Annotated in this window: 21 protein-coding genes; 4 read left to right on the top strand and 17 right to left on the bottom strand. The window is 76.3% G+C overall.

Features of this window, described 5'->3' with window-relative positions; translation table 11 throughout:
- Nucleotides 1-7: 7 nt before the first annotated feature.
- The 6 genes from H7K62_RS11315 to H7K62_RS11290 are packed head-to-tail and all read right to left on the bottom strand — an operon-like array spanning nucleotide 8 to nucleotide 3,613.
- Nucleotides 8-277 carry a hypothetical protein gene (locus tag H7K62_RS11315; RefSeq protein ID WP_186718178.1) on the bottom strand — a complete coding sequence of 90 codons (270 nt, stop codon included), beginning with the start codon at nucleotides 275-277 and terminating at the stop codon, nucleotides 8-10.
- Nucleotides 278-316: 39 nt separating this feature from the next.
- Complete coding sequence (locus H7K62_RS11310) at nucleotides 317-559, bottom strand: hypothetical protein (RefSeq protein WP_186718176.1); 243 nt, start codon at nucleotides 557-559, stop codon at nucleotides 317-319.
- Nucleotides 543-1,328 carry a dienelactone hydrolase family protein gene (locus H7K62_RS11305; RefSeq protein WP_186718174.1) on the bottom strand — a complete coding sequence of 262 codons (786 nt, stop codon included), beginning with the start codon at nucleotides 1,326-1,328 and terminating at the stop codon, nucleotides 543-545. Before H7K62_RS11305 ends, H7K62_RS11310 begins: the two co-directional genes overlap by 17 nt.
- Nucleotides 1,325-2,494 carry a zinc-dependent alcohol dehydrogenase gene (locus H7K62_RS11300; RefSeq protein WP_186718172.1) on the bottom strand — a complete coding sequence of 390 codons (1,170 nt, stop codon included), beginning with the start codon at nucleotides 2,492-2,494 and terminating at the stop codon, nucleotides 1,325-1,327. The genes H7K62_RS11305 and H7K62_RS11300 overlap by 4 nt, the downstream gene beginning before the upstream one ends.
- 2 nt (nucleotides 2,495-2,496) lie before the next feature.
- Nucleotides 2,497-3,012 carry a hypothetical protein gene (locus tag H7K62_RS11295; RefSeq protein WP_186718725.1) on the bottom strand — a complete coding sequence of 172 codons (516 nt, stop codon included), beginning with the start codon at nucleotides 3,010-3,012 and terminating at the stop codon, nucleotides 2,497-2,499.
- Between the two features lie 10 nt (nucleotides 3,013-3,022).
- Nucleotides 3,023-3,613, bottom strand: coding sequence for a TetR/AcrR family transcriptional regulator (locus H7K62_RS11290; RefSeq protein ID WP_186718170.1), 591 nt, complete (start codon nucleotides 3,611-3,613; stop codon nucleotides 3,023-3,025).
- A gap of 103 nt (nucleotides 3,614-3,716) precedes the next feature.
- On the opposite strand from H7K62_RS11290, the gene H7K62_RS23865 reads away from it, so the two are divergent.
- Nucleotides 3,717-4,349: a GNAT family N-acetyltransferase gene (locus tag H7K62_RS23865; protein WP_186718168.1), complete on the top strand. Its 633-nt coding sequence runs from the start codon at nucleotides 3,717-3,719 to the stop codon at nucleotides 4,347-4,349.
- On the opposite strand, the gene H7K62_RS11280 is transcribed toward H7K62_RS23865, so the two are convergent.
- From H7K62_RS11280 to H7K62_RS11230, 11 genes are all read right to left on the bottom strand, one after another.
- On the bottom strand, nucleotides 4,339-5,574 hold the full coding sequence (locus H7K62_RS11280) for an Nramp family divalent metal transporter (RefSeq protein WP_186718166.1): 1,236 nt from the start codon (nucleotides 5,572-5,574) through the stop codon (nucleotides 4,339-4,341). The genes H7K62_RS23865 and H7K62_RS11280 overlap by 11 nt on opposite strands.
- Nucleotides 5,571-6,353, bottom strand: a complete 783-nt coding sequence (locus H7K62_RS11275) for an urease accessory protein UreD (RefSeq protein ID WP_186718164.1) — start codon at nucleotides 6,351-6,353, stop codon at nucleotides 5,571-5,573. Before H7K62_RS11275 ends, H7K62_RS11280 begins: the two co-directional genes overlap by 4 nt.
- Entirely contained in the window at nucleotides 6,337-6,993 is a 657-nt protein-coding gene (gene ureG, locus H7K62_RS11270; protein ID WP_186718627.1) for an urease accessory protein UreG, read from the bottom strand. Before ureG ends, H7K62_RS11275 begins: the two co-directional genes overlap by 17 nt.
- A 236-nt stretch (nucleotides 6,994-7,229) precedes the next feature.
- Complete coding sequence (locus H7K62_RS11265; protein WP_186718163.1) at nucleotides 7,230-7,895, bottom strand: urease accessory protein UreF; 666 nt, start codon at nucleotides 7,893-7,895, stop codon at nucleotides 7,230-7,232.
- Between the two features lie 3 nt (nucleotides 7,896-7,898).
- Nucleotides 7,899-9,629: an urease subunit alpha gene (locus H7K62_RS11260; protein ID WP_186718162.1), complete on the bottom strand. Its 1,731-nt coding sequence runs from the start codon at nucleotides 9,627-9,629 to the stop codon at nucleotides 7,899-7,901.
- The gene (locus tag H7K62_RS11255) at nucleotides 9,629-9,949 is read right to left on the bottom strand and encodes an urease subunit beta (protein ID WP_186718160.1); all 321 of its coding nucleotides are present in this window, start codon (nucleotides 9,947-9,949) and stop codon (nucleotides 9,629-9,631) included. The genes H7K62_RS11260 and H7K62_RS11255 overlap by 1 nt, the downstream gene beginning before the upstream one ends.
- Entirely contained in the window at nucleotides 9,946-10,248 is a 303-nt protein-coding gene (locus H7K62_RS11250) for an urease subunit gamma (protein ID WP_147927822.1), read from the bottom strand. Before H7K62_RS11250 ends, H7K62_RS11255 begins: the two co-directional genes overlap by 4 nt.
- Complete coding sequence (locus H7K62_RS23860; protein WP_186718158.1) at nucleotides 10,175-11,086, bottom strand: phosphatase PAP2 family protein; 912 nt, start codon at nucleotides 11,084-11,086, stop codon at nucleotides 10,175-10,177. Before H7K62_RS23860 ends, H7K62_RS11250 begins: the two co-directional genes overlap by 74 nt.
- Before the next feature lie 56 nt (nucleotides 11,087-11,142).
- Nucleotides 11,143-11,967, bottom strand: a complete 825-nt coding sequence (locus H7K62_RS23855) for a phosphatase PAP2 family protein (protein WP_186718156.1) — start codon at nucleotides 11,965-11,967, stop codon at nucleotides 11,143-11,145.
- 57 nt (nucleotides 11,968-12,024) lie between these two features.
- Nucleotides 12,025-12,777 carry an LmeA family phospholipid-binding protein gene (locus H7K62_RS11235; RefSeq protein ID WP_186718154.1) on the bottom strand — a complete coding sequence of 251 codons (753 nt, stop codon included), beginning with the start codon at nucleotides 12,775-12,777 and terminating at the stop codon, nucleotides 12,025-12,027.
- Nucleotides 12,774-15,041: an MMPL family transporter gene (locus H7K62_RS11230; RefSeq protein ID WP_186718152.1), complete on the bottom strand. Its 2,268-nt coding sequence runs from the start codon at nucleotides 15,039-15,041 to the stop codon at nucleotides 12,774-12,776. The genes H7K62_RS11235 and H7K62_RS11230 overlap by 4 nt, the downstream gene beginning before the upstream one ends.
- An 82-nt stretch (nucleotides 15,042-15,123) precedes the next feature.
- On the opposite strand from H7K62_RS11230, the gene H7K62_RS23850 reads away from it, so the two are divergent.
- From H7K62_RS23850 to uraH, 3 genes are read left to right on the top strand one after another with little or no spacing between them, the layout of a single operon-like run.
- Nucleotides 15,124-15,531, top strand: coding sequence for a hypothetical protein (locus H7K62_RS23850; protein ID WP_186718150.1), 408 nt, complete (start codon nucleotides 15,124-15,126; stop codon nucleotides 15,529-15,531).
- Between the two features lie 28 nt (nucleotides 15,532-15,559).
- On the top strand, nucleotides 15,560-16,063 hold the full coding sequence (gene uraD, locus H7K62_RS11220; RefSeq protein ID WP_186718148.1) for a 2-oxo-4-hydroxy-4-carboxy-5-ureidoimidazoline decarboxylase: 504 nt from the start codon (nucleotides 15,560-15,562) through the stop codon (nucleotides 16,061-16,063).
- A 32-nt stretch (nucleotides 16,064-16,095) separates the two neighbouring features.
- Complete coding sequence (uraH, locus tag H7K62_RS11215; RefSeq protein ID WP_186718146.1) at nucleotides 16,096-16,419, top strand: hydroxyisourate hydrolase; 324 nt, start codon at nucleotides 16,096-16,098, stop codon at nucleotides 16,417-16,419.
- Nucleotides 16,420-16,423: the final 4 nt, after the last annotated feature.

Here is a 16,423-nt window from a genome sequence, read left to right as displayed (position 1 = left end):
GGGCGGCTCAGTCCCCGCCGCCGCCACCACCGCCGTCTGAGCCGCCGGAGCCGAACCCGCCGTCGCCCCCACCGCCGAACCAGCCGCCGCCCCCGAAGGAGCCGCCGTCCCCGTGGTGGCTGTGGTGGCCGCCGCTGACGAAGGGGGCGCCCCCGGCGTCGCCGGCGTCACGTCGCCGGTGCGTCGTCGTCCTGCGCTCCTTGGCGCTGACGGCGTACCCCGCGACGGCGACCACGGTGATGATCACGAGACCGAAGACCAGCAGGCCCGGGTGCATGGCCGCAGGCTAGGGGCTGCCTGGTCCGGAAGTCCATGATCACGGACGGGTGGCGGCGTCGTGCAAGCCGCGGCGCTTCATGGCCTCCCCGTAGAGGGCCAGGCCCGCGTTGACCAGCACGAGCCCCGCCGTCCCCTCCGCCGCCCACCGCAGCAGCGGGGCGCCGGACGAGCGGCGCGCGGAGGCGTCGAGGGCCACGGCGAGCCCACTGCCCACCAGCAGCATCCCTCCGGGGGCGAGCCGCTTCCAGACGGACAGGTCGTCCTCAGGCGTCGGGGCCACGGCCCTCACCCTCCCTCAGGTGCTCGCCGAAGAAGGCCTCGATGCGCCCCCACGCGTCAGCGGCCGCCTCGGGCTCCGGCCCGACACCGAGGATCCGCTGCATGACGGGGCGCAGCAGCCGCGGGCCGTTGGGGGCGTCGTTGAGGAAGGAGTGCCCGGCGCTGGGGTACTCCCGCACGTCGTGCGGCACACCCGCGTGCTGCAGCCCGCGGTCGAGCCTGTCGGCGGCGCCCTTCAGCGACGCGTCACGGCCGCCGTAGCTGGCGACGACGGGGCACGCGCCCGCCAGCAGCGCGTCCAGCTCCGCGTCGTCCCCGGGCAGGCGTCCGTAGTTCACCGACGACGCCGCGTACGGGCCACCCGGGCGCGACGGGCTCGCCAGCTGCAGCGCGAACGCCCCGCCCATGCAGAACCCGATCACCCCGATCCGCCCGGTGCACTCGGCCAGCGCCACCAGCTGGGCGCGGGCGGACTCGACGTCCTCGAACGCGCGGCCGTGGCCCGCGGCCAGCGCGCGGAACGTGGCGGTGAGGCACTTGCGGGCACCGCCGGCGGTGAACAGGTCCGGCATGAGCGCGAGGTAGCCGGCCTCAGCCAGCCGCTCCACCTGCCGGCGCATGACGTCGTCCACGCCGAAGGCCTCGTGCACCACCACCACGCCCGGCCACGGACCGCCACCGTGGACGGCGGCGCTGGGCACTCCCAGCACACCGCGCAGCTCGGGGCTGCCGCCCGGGCGCGGTGTGAGCTGGACGTCGCGCAGCGTCACGGGTGGAACACCGCGCGCAGGCACCCGTCGGTCTTGTCCTTGAACATCTGGTACCCGTGCACGGCGTCCTCCAGGGGCATGTGGTGCGTGGCCAGCCACGACGTGTCGAGTTCACCGCGCCGCAGGTGATCGAGCAACCGCGGCACGTACCGCTGCCCGTGCTGCTGCGCCGAGCGCAGCGTCAGGCCCTTGTTGGTGACCACGCCCATCGGGAAGGAGTCGGTGAGCCCGTACACGCCGAGCACCGACACGACACCGCCCTTGCGGCAGGCCAGCAGCGCCTCGCGCAGCGGGGTGGCCCGGTCGGTCTCCAGGCGCACCGCCTGCTTCACGCGGTCCACCACCTGCTGCACCCCGGTGCCGTGGCCCTCCAGCCCCACCGCCTCGATGACGCTGTCAGGTCCGCGCCCGCCGGTCGTCTCGCGCAGGGCCTCCTGCACGCTGTCGGTGGTGCTGTAGTCGATGGTCTCGGCGCCGAGGTGCTCGCGGGCCAGTGCGAGCCGCTCGGGGAGCCTGTCGACGACGACGACCCGCTCGGCGCCCATGAGCTGCGCCGCCGCGGCGGCCATGAGGCCCACCGCGCCGGCCCCGAAGACCGCGACCACATCGCCGCGGGAGATGTCGCAGAAGTCCGCGCCCGTCCACGCCGTGGGCGCCGCGTCGGAGGCGAAGAGCGCCTGGGTGTCGCTGACGCCGTCGGGCACGGTGAAGCAGTTGACGTCGCCGAACGGCACGCGGACGAGCTCGGCGTGGCTGCCGGCGTACCCGCCGAAGGGGTGGGTGTAGCCGTAGATGCCACCGCTGGGGTAGCCGAGGACCGGCTGCTGCACGGCGGCGTTCGGGTTGGTCGTGTCGCACAGCGACGGCATCTCGTGGGTGCAGTACCAGCAGCGCCCGCAGGAGATGAAGCTCGGGACGACGACGCGGTCGCCGATCCGCACCCGCCGCACCTCGGGCCCGGTGGCGACCACCTCGCCCATGAACTCGTGGCCGACGACGTCCCCGGCGCGCATGCCGGGCAGGTAGCCGTCGATGAAGTGCAGGTCTGAGCCGCACGTCGTGGTCTGCCTCACGCGCAGCAGCACGTCGTGGGGGTTGATGATCGTCGGCTCGGGGACGTCGGCCACGGCGAGGTCGTTGACGCCGTTCCACACCAGGGCGCGCACCGTCAGCCCCTCTCGTCCCGAGCGGAGGGCTGGGGGCGCAGCGTGGGGACCTCGCCGGAGACCAGCAGCGCCCGCAGCCGGTAGAGCAGGGTGAACGCGGCGGCGCCGGCGGCGAGGCGGGGGAGAGAGAGGTCGAGGACGAGGCGCACCTCGAGGCCGTGGTCGCGCGGGGCCGGGGAGGTGGTGACGTCGAGGCTGCCGGTGCTGCCGCCGGTCCCCTCGTAGCGCAGCCCGTCCGCGCGGCGCGCCAGCGCGGTGTCCCAGACGAGCCCGTCGTGGCCCTCGCCGGCGGCGAAGCGCCAGCGCTGCCCGCCCTCGCGCGGCTCGACGGAGCCGAGGTCACCGAGCAGGTGGGACAGGACGGCCGGGTCTTCGAGGGCGGTGAGGACGTCGACGGCGGGCGCCGTCATCGTCACCGTCTGCTGGACCGCCGTCCCGCTCCCGGACGACCTTCCGGGGAGGTGCTCGAGCACCGCGCGGGCGGCGCCGACGAGCCTGCCGTGATCACTGTGCGTCACCTCCTCGACGCTACGGCGCGTCCCCCGGGGGAGCGACCCGATCACGGTGCCGCTGGAGCAGGTCGAGCAGGAGCTCCACGGCGGCGTCGGCGCGGGCCCGGCCTCGACCCTCGTCGTCGTCCTCGGCGAGGGTGGACAGGGTGAGGCCGTCGAGCACGGCCACCACGAGGGTGGCCAGCGCCTCGGAGCCCCCCGGCAGGTCCGCGTCGGCGCGGGGGACCAGCTCGGCGAGCTGCTGCAGCGCCGTGGCGCGGTAGGCGGCGTACTGCTGGCGGGCGAGGTCGGCGAGGGCGGGGTCGCGCAGGGCCGCCGTGGTGAGCTCGACCAGCGCCAGCTGCCGCCCGGCGGGCACCGCGGCCAGGCGGCGGTGGGCGTCGCGGAGGTCGGTGGCGCCCGCGGACCGCTCGCGGACCTCCTGCAGGAGGGCGTCGGTGGTGGTGGCGACCAGCTGCCGCTTGTCGGTGAACCAGTAGTGGACGGTGCCCAGCGGCAGGCCGGCCTCCGCGGCCACCCGCCGGGTGGTGAGCGCCGGGAGGCCCTCGCGCTCGACCACCCGCAGGGCAGCGGCCACCAGGGCGTCGCGCGTGCTGCCGGCTCTCACGCCGCCATCCTGCTCCGCGCCATCCTGCTGGGCGCCGTCGGGAACCACGCTGCGGGTCTGGTCGTTGGACCTGGACAGATGACCAGATCGCTCGGAGGCCCTTGTGAACACCCCCCTCGTCGTCCCCGCCGCCCCGGCCGACCTCGACGCCGCCGCCGGCCTGCTCGCCGAGGCCTTCGAGGGGGAGCCGCAGGTCGCGGCGCTCCTCGGGGGCCGCCGCGACGCCCGCCGCCGCTTCCACCTCTACCGCGCGGAGCTGGCCCGGCCCGTGGCCGACGGCAGCGTCGACCTGGCCCGCGACCCCGAGAGCGGCGCCCTCCTGGGCGCGGCCGCGTGGCACGGTCCCCACCTGCGCACCCTCGGTGCGCTGGACGCGCTGCGCGCGGTGCCGGACCACCTGAGGGCGTTCGGCCTCGGCGGGGTCCCGAGAGCGCTGGCGGCGCAGCGGGCCTTCGACAGGGCCCGGCCGCACGCGCCGCACTGGTACCTCGAGGCCGTCGGCGTGGCTCCGGCCGGGCAGGGGCGCGGCGTGGGGCGCGCACTGCTGCAGCACCGGCTCGACCGCCTGGACGCCGTGGGGGAGGCGGCCTACCTGGAGTCCTCCTCGCCGCGCACCACCCCGCTGTACCGGCGGCTCGGCTTCGTGCCGCTCGGCCCGGTCCGCGGTCTGCCCTCGGCCGAGCCGCCGCTGGCGATGTGGCGCCCGGCCGCCGGTCACCCGGCCCTCACCCCGTGACGGTGAGCACCACCAGCACGGCGTTGAGGACGACGACGGCCACCCCCGCCAGCACTGCCAGCGCCCGCACCAGCGGGGTGCTGGCGTGCTCGCCCATCACCGCGCGGCTGGAGGTCAGGCGCAGCAGGGGGACCAGCACGAACGGGATGCCGAAGCTCAGCACCACCTGGCTCAGCACCAGTGCGCGCGTCGGGTCGACCCCGGCCACCAGCACCGCGATCGCCGGAGCCAGCGTGATGACCCGGCGCACGAGCAGCGGTGGGACCCGGTGGCGCAGCGTCCCCCAGATGACGGCGCCGGCCTGGGACCCGACCGACGTCGAGGCCAGCCCCGAGGCCAGCAGGCCGATGGCGAAGAACAGGCCGACACCCGGCCCGAGCGAGGACACCACGGCGGCGTGCGCGCCCTCGAGGGTGTCGGTGCCGGCCGCGCCGCGCAGGGAGGTGGCCGCCAGCAGCAGCATCGCGACGTTGACCACGCCGGCCAGCGCGAGCGCCGCGACGACGTCGGTGCGGGTGGCGCGCAGCACGCGGGGGATCCGCGACGGCTCGACGGCGCCGCCGTGGTGGTCCCGCGCGAGCGCGGAGTGCAGGTAGATGGCGTGCGGCATGACCGTGGCGCCGAGCATGCTCGCCGCCAGGAGCACCGTGTCCGTGCCGTCGAAGCGGGGCAGGAGCCCCGCCGCCGCCTCGGCCGGGTCGGGCGGGGCGACCACGAGCCCGGCGAGGAAGCCGACCGCGATGACCCCGAGCATGGCGATGATGACGGCCTCGAAGCGGCGGGCGCCGTCCTGGCTGGTCAGGGCCAGCACCGCGGTGGAGACCAGCCCGGTGACGAGGCCGCCGAGCCACAGCGGCAGCCCGAAGAGCAGGCCGAGGGCCACCGCGCCGCCGATGACCTCCGCGACGTCCGTGGCGATGGCCACCACCTGGGCCTGGGCGAAGAACGCCAGCCGGCCGCGCGCCCCGAGCCTGTCGCGCAGGTGCTCCGGGACGGTGCGCCCGGTGACCACGCCGAGCGCGGCGGAGAGGTGCTGGACCAGCACGGCCATGCCGCTGGCCACCACGAGCACCCACAGCAGCAGGTAGCCGTGCTGGGCGCCGGCGGTGAGGTTGGCGGCGACGTTGCCCGGGTCGACGTAGGCCACCGCCGCCACGAACGCCGGCCCCAGCAGGTGCAGGAGCCGGCGCTCCGGCGTGCGCGTGCGGGTGGCGGTCGAGGTCACCCGGTCAGGGTGCCAGAGGTTTCGGTCGACCGAAACTCTGTCGGGCCGTTCTCGAGGAAGGCGAGGTCGCGGCGGGCTGCGAGCAGGCCGGGGCCGAGGGCCTGGGCGAGCTCACCGCCGCCGGGCAGCGGCATCGCCGCGGCGCAGCCGGCCGTGCGACCGGCGGGCTTCGTCGTCGTCGGCTCCGTCGTCGTCGGTGAGGGGGTGAGGGCGGCGGGGGAGCGCAGCCGGCTGAGGAGCACTCGCGGGGCGTCGAGCGCGTCCCAGACCGGCGAGCCCGGCCCGAGGGCCACCGACTGCCGCAGCCACGGGGCGCCGCCGAGGTCGGCGCGCAGCGTGCCGCGCCAGCGGCCCGGCGCCTCCCGCCAGCGGCCGAGGACGGTCACCTCGGTGAGGTCGAGCGCGCCGCCGTGGGCGACGTCCACGGCGGTCACGGCGTGCAGGTCGCTGCCGCGCACCGCCACCAGCGGCTCCAGCGCCACGTCGAGGTGGCCTCCCTCGCCCACGCGCAGCCGCACGTCGAGCCGCGCCGGCCGGCCGGACCTGTCCGGCATCGACAGGGTCGCGGCGACACCGCGCAGCGACAGGCGCGCGCCGGGCTCGACGACGACGTCGACCACCACCGCGTCGCCGCCCAGCGGGCCCGCGCCCGTCCCCACGAGGTGCACCTCGTGCGGGCCGGTGCGCCGCGCGTTGAGGATCCCCTCGGCGCGGTTGGTGGTCAGCGACGTGGTGCCCCCGGGACCCGGCGCGGCGACCAGCTCAACCCGTGTGCGCACTGGCCAGCCTGCGCTGGGCCAGCAGCTGCTGCACCCACGCGGCCACGGGCGTGGCGCCCGGGTCCTCGCGCAGGCTCGTGAACGCCACCGGGCGCTCCCCGCGCAGCGCGGAGGCGTCCCGGTCCATGACACCCAGGTCCGCGCCGACCATCGGAGCGAGGTCGGTCTTGTTGATGACGAGCAGGTCGGAGGTGATGACACCCGGGCCGCCCTTGCGCGGCACCTTGTCACCGCCGGCGACGTCGACCACGAAGATCTGCGCGTCCACCAGGCCGTAGCTGAAGGTGGCGGTGAGGTTGTCGCCGCCGGACTCGACCAGCACGACGTCGGGGTCGAAGCTGTCCTCCAGCTCCTCCACGGCGTCGAGGTTCATGGCGATGTCGTCGCGGATGGCGGTGTGCGGGCAGGCGCCCGTCTGCACGGCGGTGATGCGCTCGGCCGGGAGCACGCCGTGGCGGACGAGGAAGTCGCCGTCCTCGGTGGTGTAGATGTCGTTGGTCACCACGGCCATGTCCAGGCCGGCGCCCTCCGGGCCGAGCGCCCGGCACAGCGCCGCCACCAGCGCGGTCTTGCCGGAGCCGACCGGGCCGCCGATGCCGATGCGCAGCGGCGCCGACGGCGACCGCCGCGGGGTGGCCACGGGCGCGTGGGTGTGGGGGAGCCCCTGGGCGTGGGCCTCCTCGTGACTGAGCGGGTTGCCGTACCGGTCCTGCGGGGCGGGGTGGGTGTGCGGCGGCTCGGTGAAGCGCAGGTGCGCCTCGACGTCCGGCCGGGCGGGGGTGTGGTCGAGGTCGGGGGTGCGCTCGGCTCCCGTCGGCTGGGGGCTGGGCTGCGGGTCCTGCTGCGGGTCTGCCTGGGTCACGGGGGACCGTCCTTTCACGAGGCGAAGAGCTTGTCCTGGCGCGGCGCGTGCCGGGTCACCAGGAGGTCGGTCAGGGGGTCGGACTCGGCCGGGACCTCCTCGCCGCGCGCGACCGCGTCGGCGGCGTCGGCGGCGAGGGCGTCCTGCAGGGGCCCGAGGGAGGCGAGGACGGCGGCCACCGTGACGGGGTCGAGCCCGAGCAGGCGGGCGGCGGCCGTGGCCGGGGCGGTGCCCGTGAGGTAGAGCGCCACGAGGGCGGCGTCGCGGGGGTCACCGCCGGCGGCCGCGGCGGCCACGCCGACGGCGAGGGGGTGGTGCGGGGCTCGTGCGACCTGCGCGAGCGCCGCCCAGGCCGCGCTCGGCCAGGCCACCGACGCCACCCGGACCAGGCCGCGGCCCTGCGCGCGGGACGCCTCGCGGGCGGCGGGTGCCGGCAGGCGGGCGTCCGCCTCGCCGTCGAGGGCTCGCAGGGCCCCGGCCTCTGGTGCGGCGCAGGCGGCAGCGGCGAGGTGCGCCGCGACGACGCCCGCGGTGAGCAGGCGGCGGCGCAGCAGGGTCGCCAGCGACGCCTCGTCGGTCACGTACCCGTCGAGCACCGCCTGCTCGGTGCCGGCGGAGTGGGCGTGCCCGCCCGCGGGCAGGCGGGAGTCGGCGAGGGCGAGCAGTGACGCGAGGGTCATCGCTCAGAAGAGGAAGTAGCGCTGCGCCATGGGGAGCACCGCCGCGGGTGACTCCTCCACGACGTCGCCGTCGATGCGCACCGTGAAGGTGTCCGGGTCCACCTCGATGCGCGGCAGCGCGCCGTTCTCGGGCATGTCCGCCTTGGTGAGCCGGCGCACGTCCTTGACGGCCACCAGGCGCCGCTGCACGCGCAGCCGGTCGGCGAGGTCGTGCTCGAGGGCGGTGGGCGCCACGAAGTGCACCGACGTGGCCGCCGCCACCGGCGCCGCCGCCCCGAACATCGGCCGCGGCAGCTGCGGCTGCGGCGTGGGGATGGACGCGTTGGCGTCTCCCATGGCCGCCCAGGCGATGAAGCCGCCCTTGAGGACGAGGTGCGGCCGGACGCCGAAGAACGCCGGGTCCCACAGCACGAGGTCGGCCAGCTTGCCGGGCTCGACGGAGCCGACCTCGCCGTCCAGCCCGTGGGCGATCGCCGGGCAGATGGTGGTCTTGGCCACGTAGCGGCGCGCGCGCAGGTTGTCGTCGCCGTCAGGGCCGCTCGGGTCACCGGCCAGGGCGCCGCGGCGCACCTTCATGGCGTGGGCGGTCTGCCACGTGCGCAGCACCACCTCTCCGATGCGGCCCATCGCCTGGGAGTCCGAGCCGATCATCGAGATGGCGCCGAGGTCGTGCAGGACGTCCTCGGCGGCGATGGTGCTCGGCCGGATCCGGCTCTCGGCGAAGGCGAGGTCCTCGGGGATCCGGGGGCTCAGGTGGTGGCAGACCATGAGCATGTCGAGGTGCTCGTCGATGGTGTTGACGGTGTGCGGCCGCGTCGGGTTGGTGGAGCTGGGCAGCACGTTCGCGTGCGAGGCCACGGTGATGATGTCCGGCGCGTGACCGCCTCCGGCGCCCTCGGTGTGGTACGCGTGGATGCCCCGCCCGGCGATCGCCGACAGCGTCGACTCCACGAACCCGGCCTCGTTGAGGGTGTCCGAGTGCAGCGCCACCTGGATGCCGTGCTCGTCCGCGGCGCGCAGCGCGGCGTCGATGACGGCGGGGGTGGAGCCCCAGTCCTCGTGGAGCTTGAGCCCGGACGCGCCCGCCAGCAGCTGCTCCTCGATGGCCGCGGCGGAGGTGGTGTTGCCCTTGCCGAGCAGCGCCACGTTGACGGGCCACCCGTCCATCGCCTCGAGCATGAGCGGGGTGTGCCACGCCGGCGTGACGGTGGTGGCCTTGGTGCCCTCCGCGGGACCGGTGCCGCCGCCCACCAGCGTGGTGATCCCGTTGCCGAGGGCCTCGGGCACGATCTGCGGGCAGATGAAGTGGACGTGGGAGTCGACGGCGCCGGCGGTGAGGACCTTGCCGTTGCCGGCGATGACCTCGGTGGACGGGCCGATGACGAGGTCGGGGTGGACCCCGTCCATGGTGTCGGGGTTGCCGGCCTTGCCGAGCGCCACGACGCGCCCGTCGCGGATGCCGACGTCGGCCTTGACGATCCCCCAGTGGTCCAGCACCACCGCGCCGGTGATGACGGTGTCCAGCGCCCCCTCGGCGCGGGTGGCGCGGGCCATGCCCATCGACTCGCGGATGACCTTGCCGCCGCCGAAGACCGCCTCCTCACCGGAGCGTCCGGGGCCGCCGCAGCGGTCCTCCTCCACCCTGATGAGCAGGTCGGTGTCCGCCAGGCGGATGCGGTCCCCGGTGGTGGGTCCGAAGAGCGCGGCGTAGCGCTCGCGCGAGAGGTCGACCATCAGCGCACCTGCCCCAGGTGGCCCGGTGCGGGCACGGTCAGGCCGGGCACCACGCGCGCCCCGGCGATCGGCACGAGCACCACCTCGCGCTCCACCCCCGGCTCGAACCGCACGGCGGTGCCGGCGGCCACGTCGAGCCGGAGGCCGTGGGCCGCCGTCCTGTCGAAGGACAGCGCGGTGTTCGCCTGCGCGAAGTGGAAGTGGGAGCCCACCTGCACGGGCCGGTCGCCGGTGTTGACCACCACGAGGGTGGTGCGCGGGGCGCCCGGCAGCGTGGTGACGGGCTCGGCGGCGGCCACCAGGACCTCTCCGGGGATCACGGGATCGGCTCGTGGACGGTGACGAGCTTGGTGCCGTCGGGGAAGGTCGCCTCGACCTGCACCTCGTGGAGCATCTCCGGGACGCCGTCCATGACGTCCTCGCGGGCCAGCACGCCGCGGCCGGCCGACATGAGGTCGGCCACCGTGCGCCCGTCACGGGCCCCCTCCAGCAGGAAGGAGGTGATGACGGCGACCGCCTCGGGGTGGTTGAGCCTCAGCCCGCGCTCACGCCGCCGTCGCGCCAGGTCGGCGGCGTAGCTGAGCATCAGGCGTTCCTGCTCGTGCGGTGTCAGCAGCACGGGCCGACGCTAGCCGAGCGGGCAGCTCCGCGGGGAGGTCGACCTCGAACGGGTCGTCCAGGGCGTGCCCGGCCGGCTGCAGGGCGTGCAGCGGCGGGATGCCGATGCGCCGGCGGGTCCGGCGACGGCGGAGCTCGGGGCCGGTGCGGCGCTCCACCCGCACCCCCGCCCACACGACCAGGGCGCCCAGCAGCGTGCCGGCGATGAGGTCGCTGAACCAGTGGAAGCCCAGGTAGAGCGACACCACCGTCATGACCGCGCTCGGGACCAGCACCACCACCAGCGCGGTGGAGCGGCGCAGGCGCACGCCGCGGCCGCGGGCCAGCAGGACGACGAGCAGCGCCGCGGCGGACGAGGCGTTGGCCGCGTGGCCGGACGGGAACGCCTGACCGCCCGGCAGGAACAGGGACGGGTCCCCGTCGACGGCCAGGCCGCGGGCCAGGGAGAACTTGGCCGCGGCGATGACGAGGTTCATCGCGAAGATCGTGCCGAGCACGAGCCACACTGACGACCAGCTGCCGGTGCGACGTCGGACCCAGACGGCCACGAGCAGCACGATCGGCGTGACGATGCCGCGCTGCCCGGTGTGGTCGAGGACGTGCGCCAGGGCGAGGTCGGGACCGGTGTGGGGGCGGGCGGCCATCCAGGCGTGGACGCGGACGTCGGCGACGGTGGTCAGCGGGCCCCCCAGGAGGAGGTCCAGCAGGACGCCGAGCAGCGCGACACCGGCCAGCAGCGGCCAGCGCACGGCCAGCCAGGCGGCCGCGGCCTCGCGGTGCTCGCCGGTCCCGCGCAGCGCTGCCGCGCGCGAGCCGAACGGCATCGGATCAGTCGTCACAGTTCCTTGTTACCCGTTTCACATGAACAGAACCTGTCAGCTTCCGTCGCCGGGAGTCACGATCGGGCAACGATGAGCGTCTGGCCGGTGCTGGTGGCGACGCGGCTGCGCTCGAGGTCGACGTCGAACGGGGCGGTGACCAGCCGCAGCGGCGGCGCGCCCAGGCGGCGGACCGCCCGGCGGCGCTCGCAGCGCCGCTCGACGGCCAGCCCCGCGCGGGCGGCCAGGAGCCCCACCAGCGTCCCCGCGACGAGGTCGGTGGTCCAGTGGAACCCGAGGTACAGCGACACCGACGTCATCACCGAGCAGGGCACGGCCACCACGAGCAGCGCCGTGGAGCGCCGCAGCGGCCGCCCGGTCAGGCGCGGCAGCAGCGCCACGAGCAGCCCGGCGGTGACGGCGGCCTGCGCCGCGTGGCCCGACGGGAAGGACTGGCCGCCGGGCACCAGCAGCGAGGGGTCCCCGTTGACGGCCAGGCCGCGAGCCAGACCGAACTTGACCACGGCCAGCACCGAGAGCATCACGAACAGGGTGCCGCCGGCCGTCACCAGCGAGCTCCAGCTGCGGCGGCGCCAGGAGCCCAGGCCCGCCACCACGAGCAGGAGGGGCGCCACGACGGTGATCTTGCCGGTGTGGTCGAGCACGTGGGCGAGCACCAGGTCGGGCCCGGTGTGCGGCAGCGCCGCCATCCACCGGTTCACCCGCACGTCGAGCACGGTGCTGAGCGGGCCGCCCAGCAGCACGTCGAGCACCACCACCAGCAGCCCCGCACCGGCCAGGACGGGCCAGCGCGCGACCAGAGCGCCGACAGCCCGCTGCACCGACACGGGGCCGGGGAGCGCGCCGGCGGTCGGCCGCAGGGGAGCGGGGATGGTGGTCACGACGTCCTTGTTACCTCCTTCACAAGCGATCGACCACCTGGGGGCCCCGGTTGACGATCACGATCCGACAACGATGCCCTCACCCTGCGTGTCGACGACCACCCCGTCACCGCGCACCTGGACCCCCGTCACCCGCTGCCCGTCGGGCAGCTCGCCCAGCGGCACGTCGAAGGCGAGCAGCCCCCGCAGGCGCCGCAGCACCGAGCCCGACAGGCTGTCGAGGAGGCCGTCGTCGACGTCCAGCTCGTCCGGGACCGCCCGCAGCACCGGCGGTGAGCTCTCCGCGTCCACCTCGAGGTCCACCCACCCCGAGAGCGCGACGTCGCGGCCCAGCACCCGCTCCGAGCCGGTCACCCGGAGGCGGTCGCCGCCGGTCTCCGGGGCCACCCGCAGCGGCGGGCTGCGCCGGGCGAGCACCGCGTCCAGTACGTCGTAGGAGACGGTGGCGGAGGTGCGGCTCGCGGCGGCGGTGCCCGTCACCCGCCCCTGCAGCAGGTCCGGCGTCGACAGCTCCACGTCGGAGGCGTCCACCACCACCCGCGCGAGGGTCAGCTGCTGGGTGGGGACCTCGCGCAGGTCGAGCCGCACCTGCGGGTAGCGGCCCCGGACCACCTGGGGCAGGAACCACCCGCCGCCCACGGTGACCGTGGCGCCGGCAGCCCCCGAGGAGCGCGCGACCTCGGCCGCCGCCCGCTCCTGCGCGGCGGTGCGCGCCGCGCCGTCGAGGACGGGGGCCGCCACCAGGGCGCCGCCGAGCAGCACGGCCACCACGACCAGCCAGCCCAGGGCGCGCCGGCCACCCCGGCTCACGGCGCGGCCACCAGGCGGCCGCGCTCGGTCAGCGCCGTCCGGCCCCCGGGCCAGCCGGCCCAGCGGCCCAGGAGCGACAGCGCGGCGGGCATGAGCAGCGGGCGCACGAGCAGGGTGTCCACCAGGAGCCCCGCGGCCATGGTGAAGGCGATCTGCCGGAACGTCACCAGGGGGATCACGCCGACCAGCGCGAACGTCGAGGCCAGGATGACCCCGGCGGCGGTGATGGCCCCCGCCGAGCGGGGCACGGCCACGGCGATCGCGCGGCGCAGCGGGTGCCGGCGGGCCTCCTCCCAGATGCCCCCGATGGCGAAGACGCTGTAGTCCGCGCCCAGCGCGAGGAGCAGGACCGCCGTCGCGAAGGGCGCGTAGAAGGTCAGCCCCGGCTGGCCCATCCAGTCCTGGAACACCAGCACCGTCAGCCCGAGCGCCGAGCCCATGCTCACCAGGCTCGCGGCGAGCACCACCAGCGGGGTGACCAGCGAGCGCAGGTAGACCGCGAGCACCAGCAGCTGCAGCGCGAAGGCCACCACCAGCGTGACCAGCAGGCTGCGCACCGTCAGGTCCGCCACCTCGCTCGCGATCCGCGTCTGGCCCGTCACGGACGGCGTCGCCCCCTGCAGGCCCGAGGCGGCGACGAGGGCCGGCAGCTGCGCGCGCAGGGCGCGCACGTCGGCGATGGCGGTGGCCGCCAGCGGGTCGCTGTCGAGCACCACCACGAACCGCGCCGCGTCGCCGCTGCGGGCCAGCACCAGGCCGAGCCGGTCGTCGCTGACCGGCAGGTCGGCGGGCCCGATGACGCGCACCACCCCCCGCTGGGTGGCCAGCCCCGCCTGCAGCCGCGCGAGGGCGTCGCGCTGCGCCGTCACCCCCGGACCCTCCACGAGCACCTCGGTGGGGGCCGACAGCCCGGCCAGCCCGGCCCGGTCGAGCAGCGCCGCCCCCTGGGCGACCGGGTCGCTCGCGGGCAGGCCCGCGGTGAACGACATCGACAGGGTCGCGTGGCGCAGCGGCGCCGCCGCCGCGAGCAGCGCCCCGGTGACCAGGACGACGGCGACGACGGCGCCCGCGCGGTGCGTGAGCACCCCCACCAGCGCGCGCCCCAGCCAGCCGCCCGAGCCGCGGTCCGCCTCGCCCTCGCGCGGCGGAGCGGCGTCCGCGGCCTCCAGGGGACGCGTCACGGGGACCTTCCCGCGCAGCCGGAACAGGCGGTGGCCCAGGACGGCCATGAGTGCCGGGGCCAGCACCAGCGCGGCCACGGCCCCCACCAGCACCGTGAAGGCCAGCGCCGGGCCGAGCGCCGCGAAGAGGCGGAACGGGCTGACGAGCAGCGCCAGGGTGCCCACGGCCACCGTCACCCCGGCCACCGCCACCACGGGCGCGTCGGCGGCCATGGTCCGCCGCACCGACTCGTGCACCCCGCGCCCCTGCGACAGCCCCTCCCGGAAGGCGTGGAAGAACAGCACGCAGTAGTCCGTGACCACCCCGATGAGCAGCGCGGCGAGCACCGGCTGCAGCTCCGCGGGCACCGCGAACCCGAGCTCGGTGGCCAGCCGGGTGAGGAGGGGGAAGTAGACGAGCAGGGCGCCCGCGGCCACGCCCAGCACCACCAGCGAGGCGACCGGGGAGCGGAAGATCAGCGCCACCAGGACGACGACCAGCGCCAGGCTGGCGAGCTCGAACGTGCTCAGGTGCGCGCGCAGCACGTCCGCCTGGGCGCGCTGGGCGGGGACGAACCCCGTGACCGCCGTCTGCACGCCCGGCAGGTCGGTGGCTGTGAAGTGGTCGGCGTAGGCCTGCGCGGCGTTGGTCGTGCCGCCCAGGGAGGAGCCGGGGGAGGCGAACAGGTAGGTGACCGACGTGTCGGCGGCCACCAGGGGCACCGGCACCGCGCCGACCAGCTGGTTGGGCGGGACCGCCCCGCCGGCGGCCTCCCGGGCCCTCGCCTCCTGCAGCACCGCCAGCGCCCTGACCACGGCGTGGGCCCGCGTCAGGGGGTCCAGGCCGGCCGGGTCGTGCAGCACCACGGCCGTGCCGGACGTCACCGGGACCCCGAACTCCGCCAGCGAGCGCTGCGCGGCCTGCACGGCGGGGCTGTCCTCCGGCAGCAGGTCGTTGAACCCGCCCCGTGACCCGGCCAGGTCGCCCACGGGCACCAGCAGGAGCACCGCCGCCACCAGGCCCACCCAGGCGACGAGCACCACCCAGCGGCCGCGGACCACCGCGGAGCGGTACCCCCGGGCGATCGCCCTCACGACGCGCACGGGTCTCCCTCCGCCGGTGTCGACCCTATGGTGGGCGGACCACGGGGGCGGCGCGCGCTCGCGAGGACGACGGGGGCGGTCTGTGGAGCCTGGGGAGCGGCCGCCGCGCCGCCGCGCGGGGGTGCCCCGCTGGGTGCTGCTGCTGGTGGCGGGGGTGGTCCTGTTCGGGGCGGGGCTCGCCGCCGGGAGGGTGCTGGTCCCGGGGCAGCCGGAGCAGCCGGGGACCGCCGCGGCGCCGTCGTCGTCGTCGGCGGCGTCGTCCTCGCCGTCGGAGGCGGCCGCCAGCGGTGCGCCGGTGCCGGTCCCGCAGGCCTGCGTCCAGGCCGGCGAGGCGGCCCAGCAGGCCCTGGACGCCGTCGACCGGGCCGGGGGCGCCCTCGCCGAGCTCGACGCCGTCAGCCTGGACCAGATCATCGACGGCCTGCAGCCGCTGCGCGAGCAGCTTCCCGGCCAGGTCGCGGCGTGCCGGGCCGCCTCCGGCTCCTCCTGAGGCCCCGGCCCTGCCCTAGCCTCCGGGCATGCCGCTGATCGACGTCCTGCTCGGACGCACGCCGCCCTCCGGGTCCGAGGCGCAGGCGCTGGCCGCGTGCCTGGACGCCCCGCTGTGGGTGGCGAGCGTGCTGGACGGCGCCCCCTACCCCGACGTCGAGGCGCTGCTGGAGCAGGCCGACGCCGCCGCGCGCGCCCTGCCCCCCGAGGCCGTCCTCGCCGCGCTGCAGACCCACCCGCGCATCGGGGAGCGCCCCACCGGCGACAGCGCCCACGAGCGGATGTCGCGCCTGGAGCAGTCCGGGGTCTCCCGGGACGCCGAGACCACCGAGCGCCTCGCCGCCGGCAACGCCGCCTACGAGGCGCGCTTCGGCCACGTGTTCCTCGTGCGCGCCGCGGGCCTGTCCTCCGAGGAGGTGCTCGCCGCCCTGGAGGCGCGGCTCGCCAACGACGCCGCCGCGGAGCTGGAGGTCGCGGGCGACCAGCTGCGGCAGATCGCGCTGCTTCGGCTCCAGGCCGCCCTCACGGCCTGATCCGCGGCTAGCCTCCGCCGCATGGAGCCGATGTGGGGCTGAGCACGCACGTCCTGGACACCGCCTCCGGCGCGCCCGCCGCGGGGGTGCCGGTCTCGCTGTCCCTGCGGACCGGCGACGCGTGGGCCCCGCTGGTCACGGCCACCACCGACGACGACGGGCGCGCTGCGCTCCTGCACGACGACCCCGAGCCGGGCACCTACCGCCTGCTGTTCGACACCTCCGGGCGCAGCGGCTTCTTCCCGGAGGTCGCCGTCGTCGTCGTCGTCCCCGAGGGCGGGTCCGACGGTCAGCGCCGCCTGCACGTGCCGCTGCTGCTGTCCCCCTTCGGCTACACCACCTACCGCGGGAGCTGAGCAC

The sequence above is a fragment of the Quadrisphaera sp. RL12-1S genome, from assembly GCF_014270065.1.
GTDB lineage: Bacteria > Actinomycetota > Actinomycetes > Actinomycetales > Quadrisphaeraceae > Quadrisphaera.
This window is presented reverse-complemented; position numbering and strand designations above follow the sequence as displayed.

Bases quoted from the DNA above. Each gene is read 5' to 3' on its own strand.
- H7K62_RS11315 (WP_186718178.1), bottom strand. From the start codon at position 277: ATGCACCCGGGCCTGCTGGTCTTCGGTCTCGTGATCATCACCGTGGTC.
- H7K62_RS11260 (WP_186718162.1), bottom strand. From the start codon at position 9,629: ATGGTCGACCTCTCGCGCGAGCGCTACGCCGCGCTCTTCGGACCCACC.
- uraD (WP_186718148.1), top strand. From the start codon at position 15,560: ATGCCGCTGATCGACGTCCTGCTCGGACGCACGCCGCCCTCCGGGTCC.
- H7K62_RS11265 (WP_186718163.1), bottom strand. From the start codon at position 7,895: ATGACCCTCGCGTCACTGCTCGCCCTCGCCGACTCCCGCCTGCCCGCG.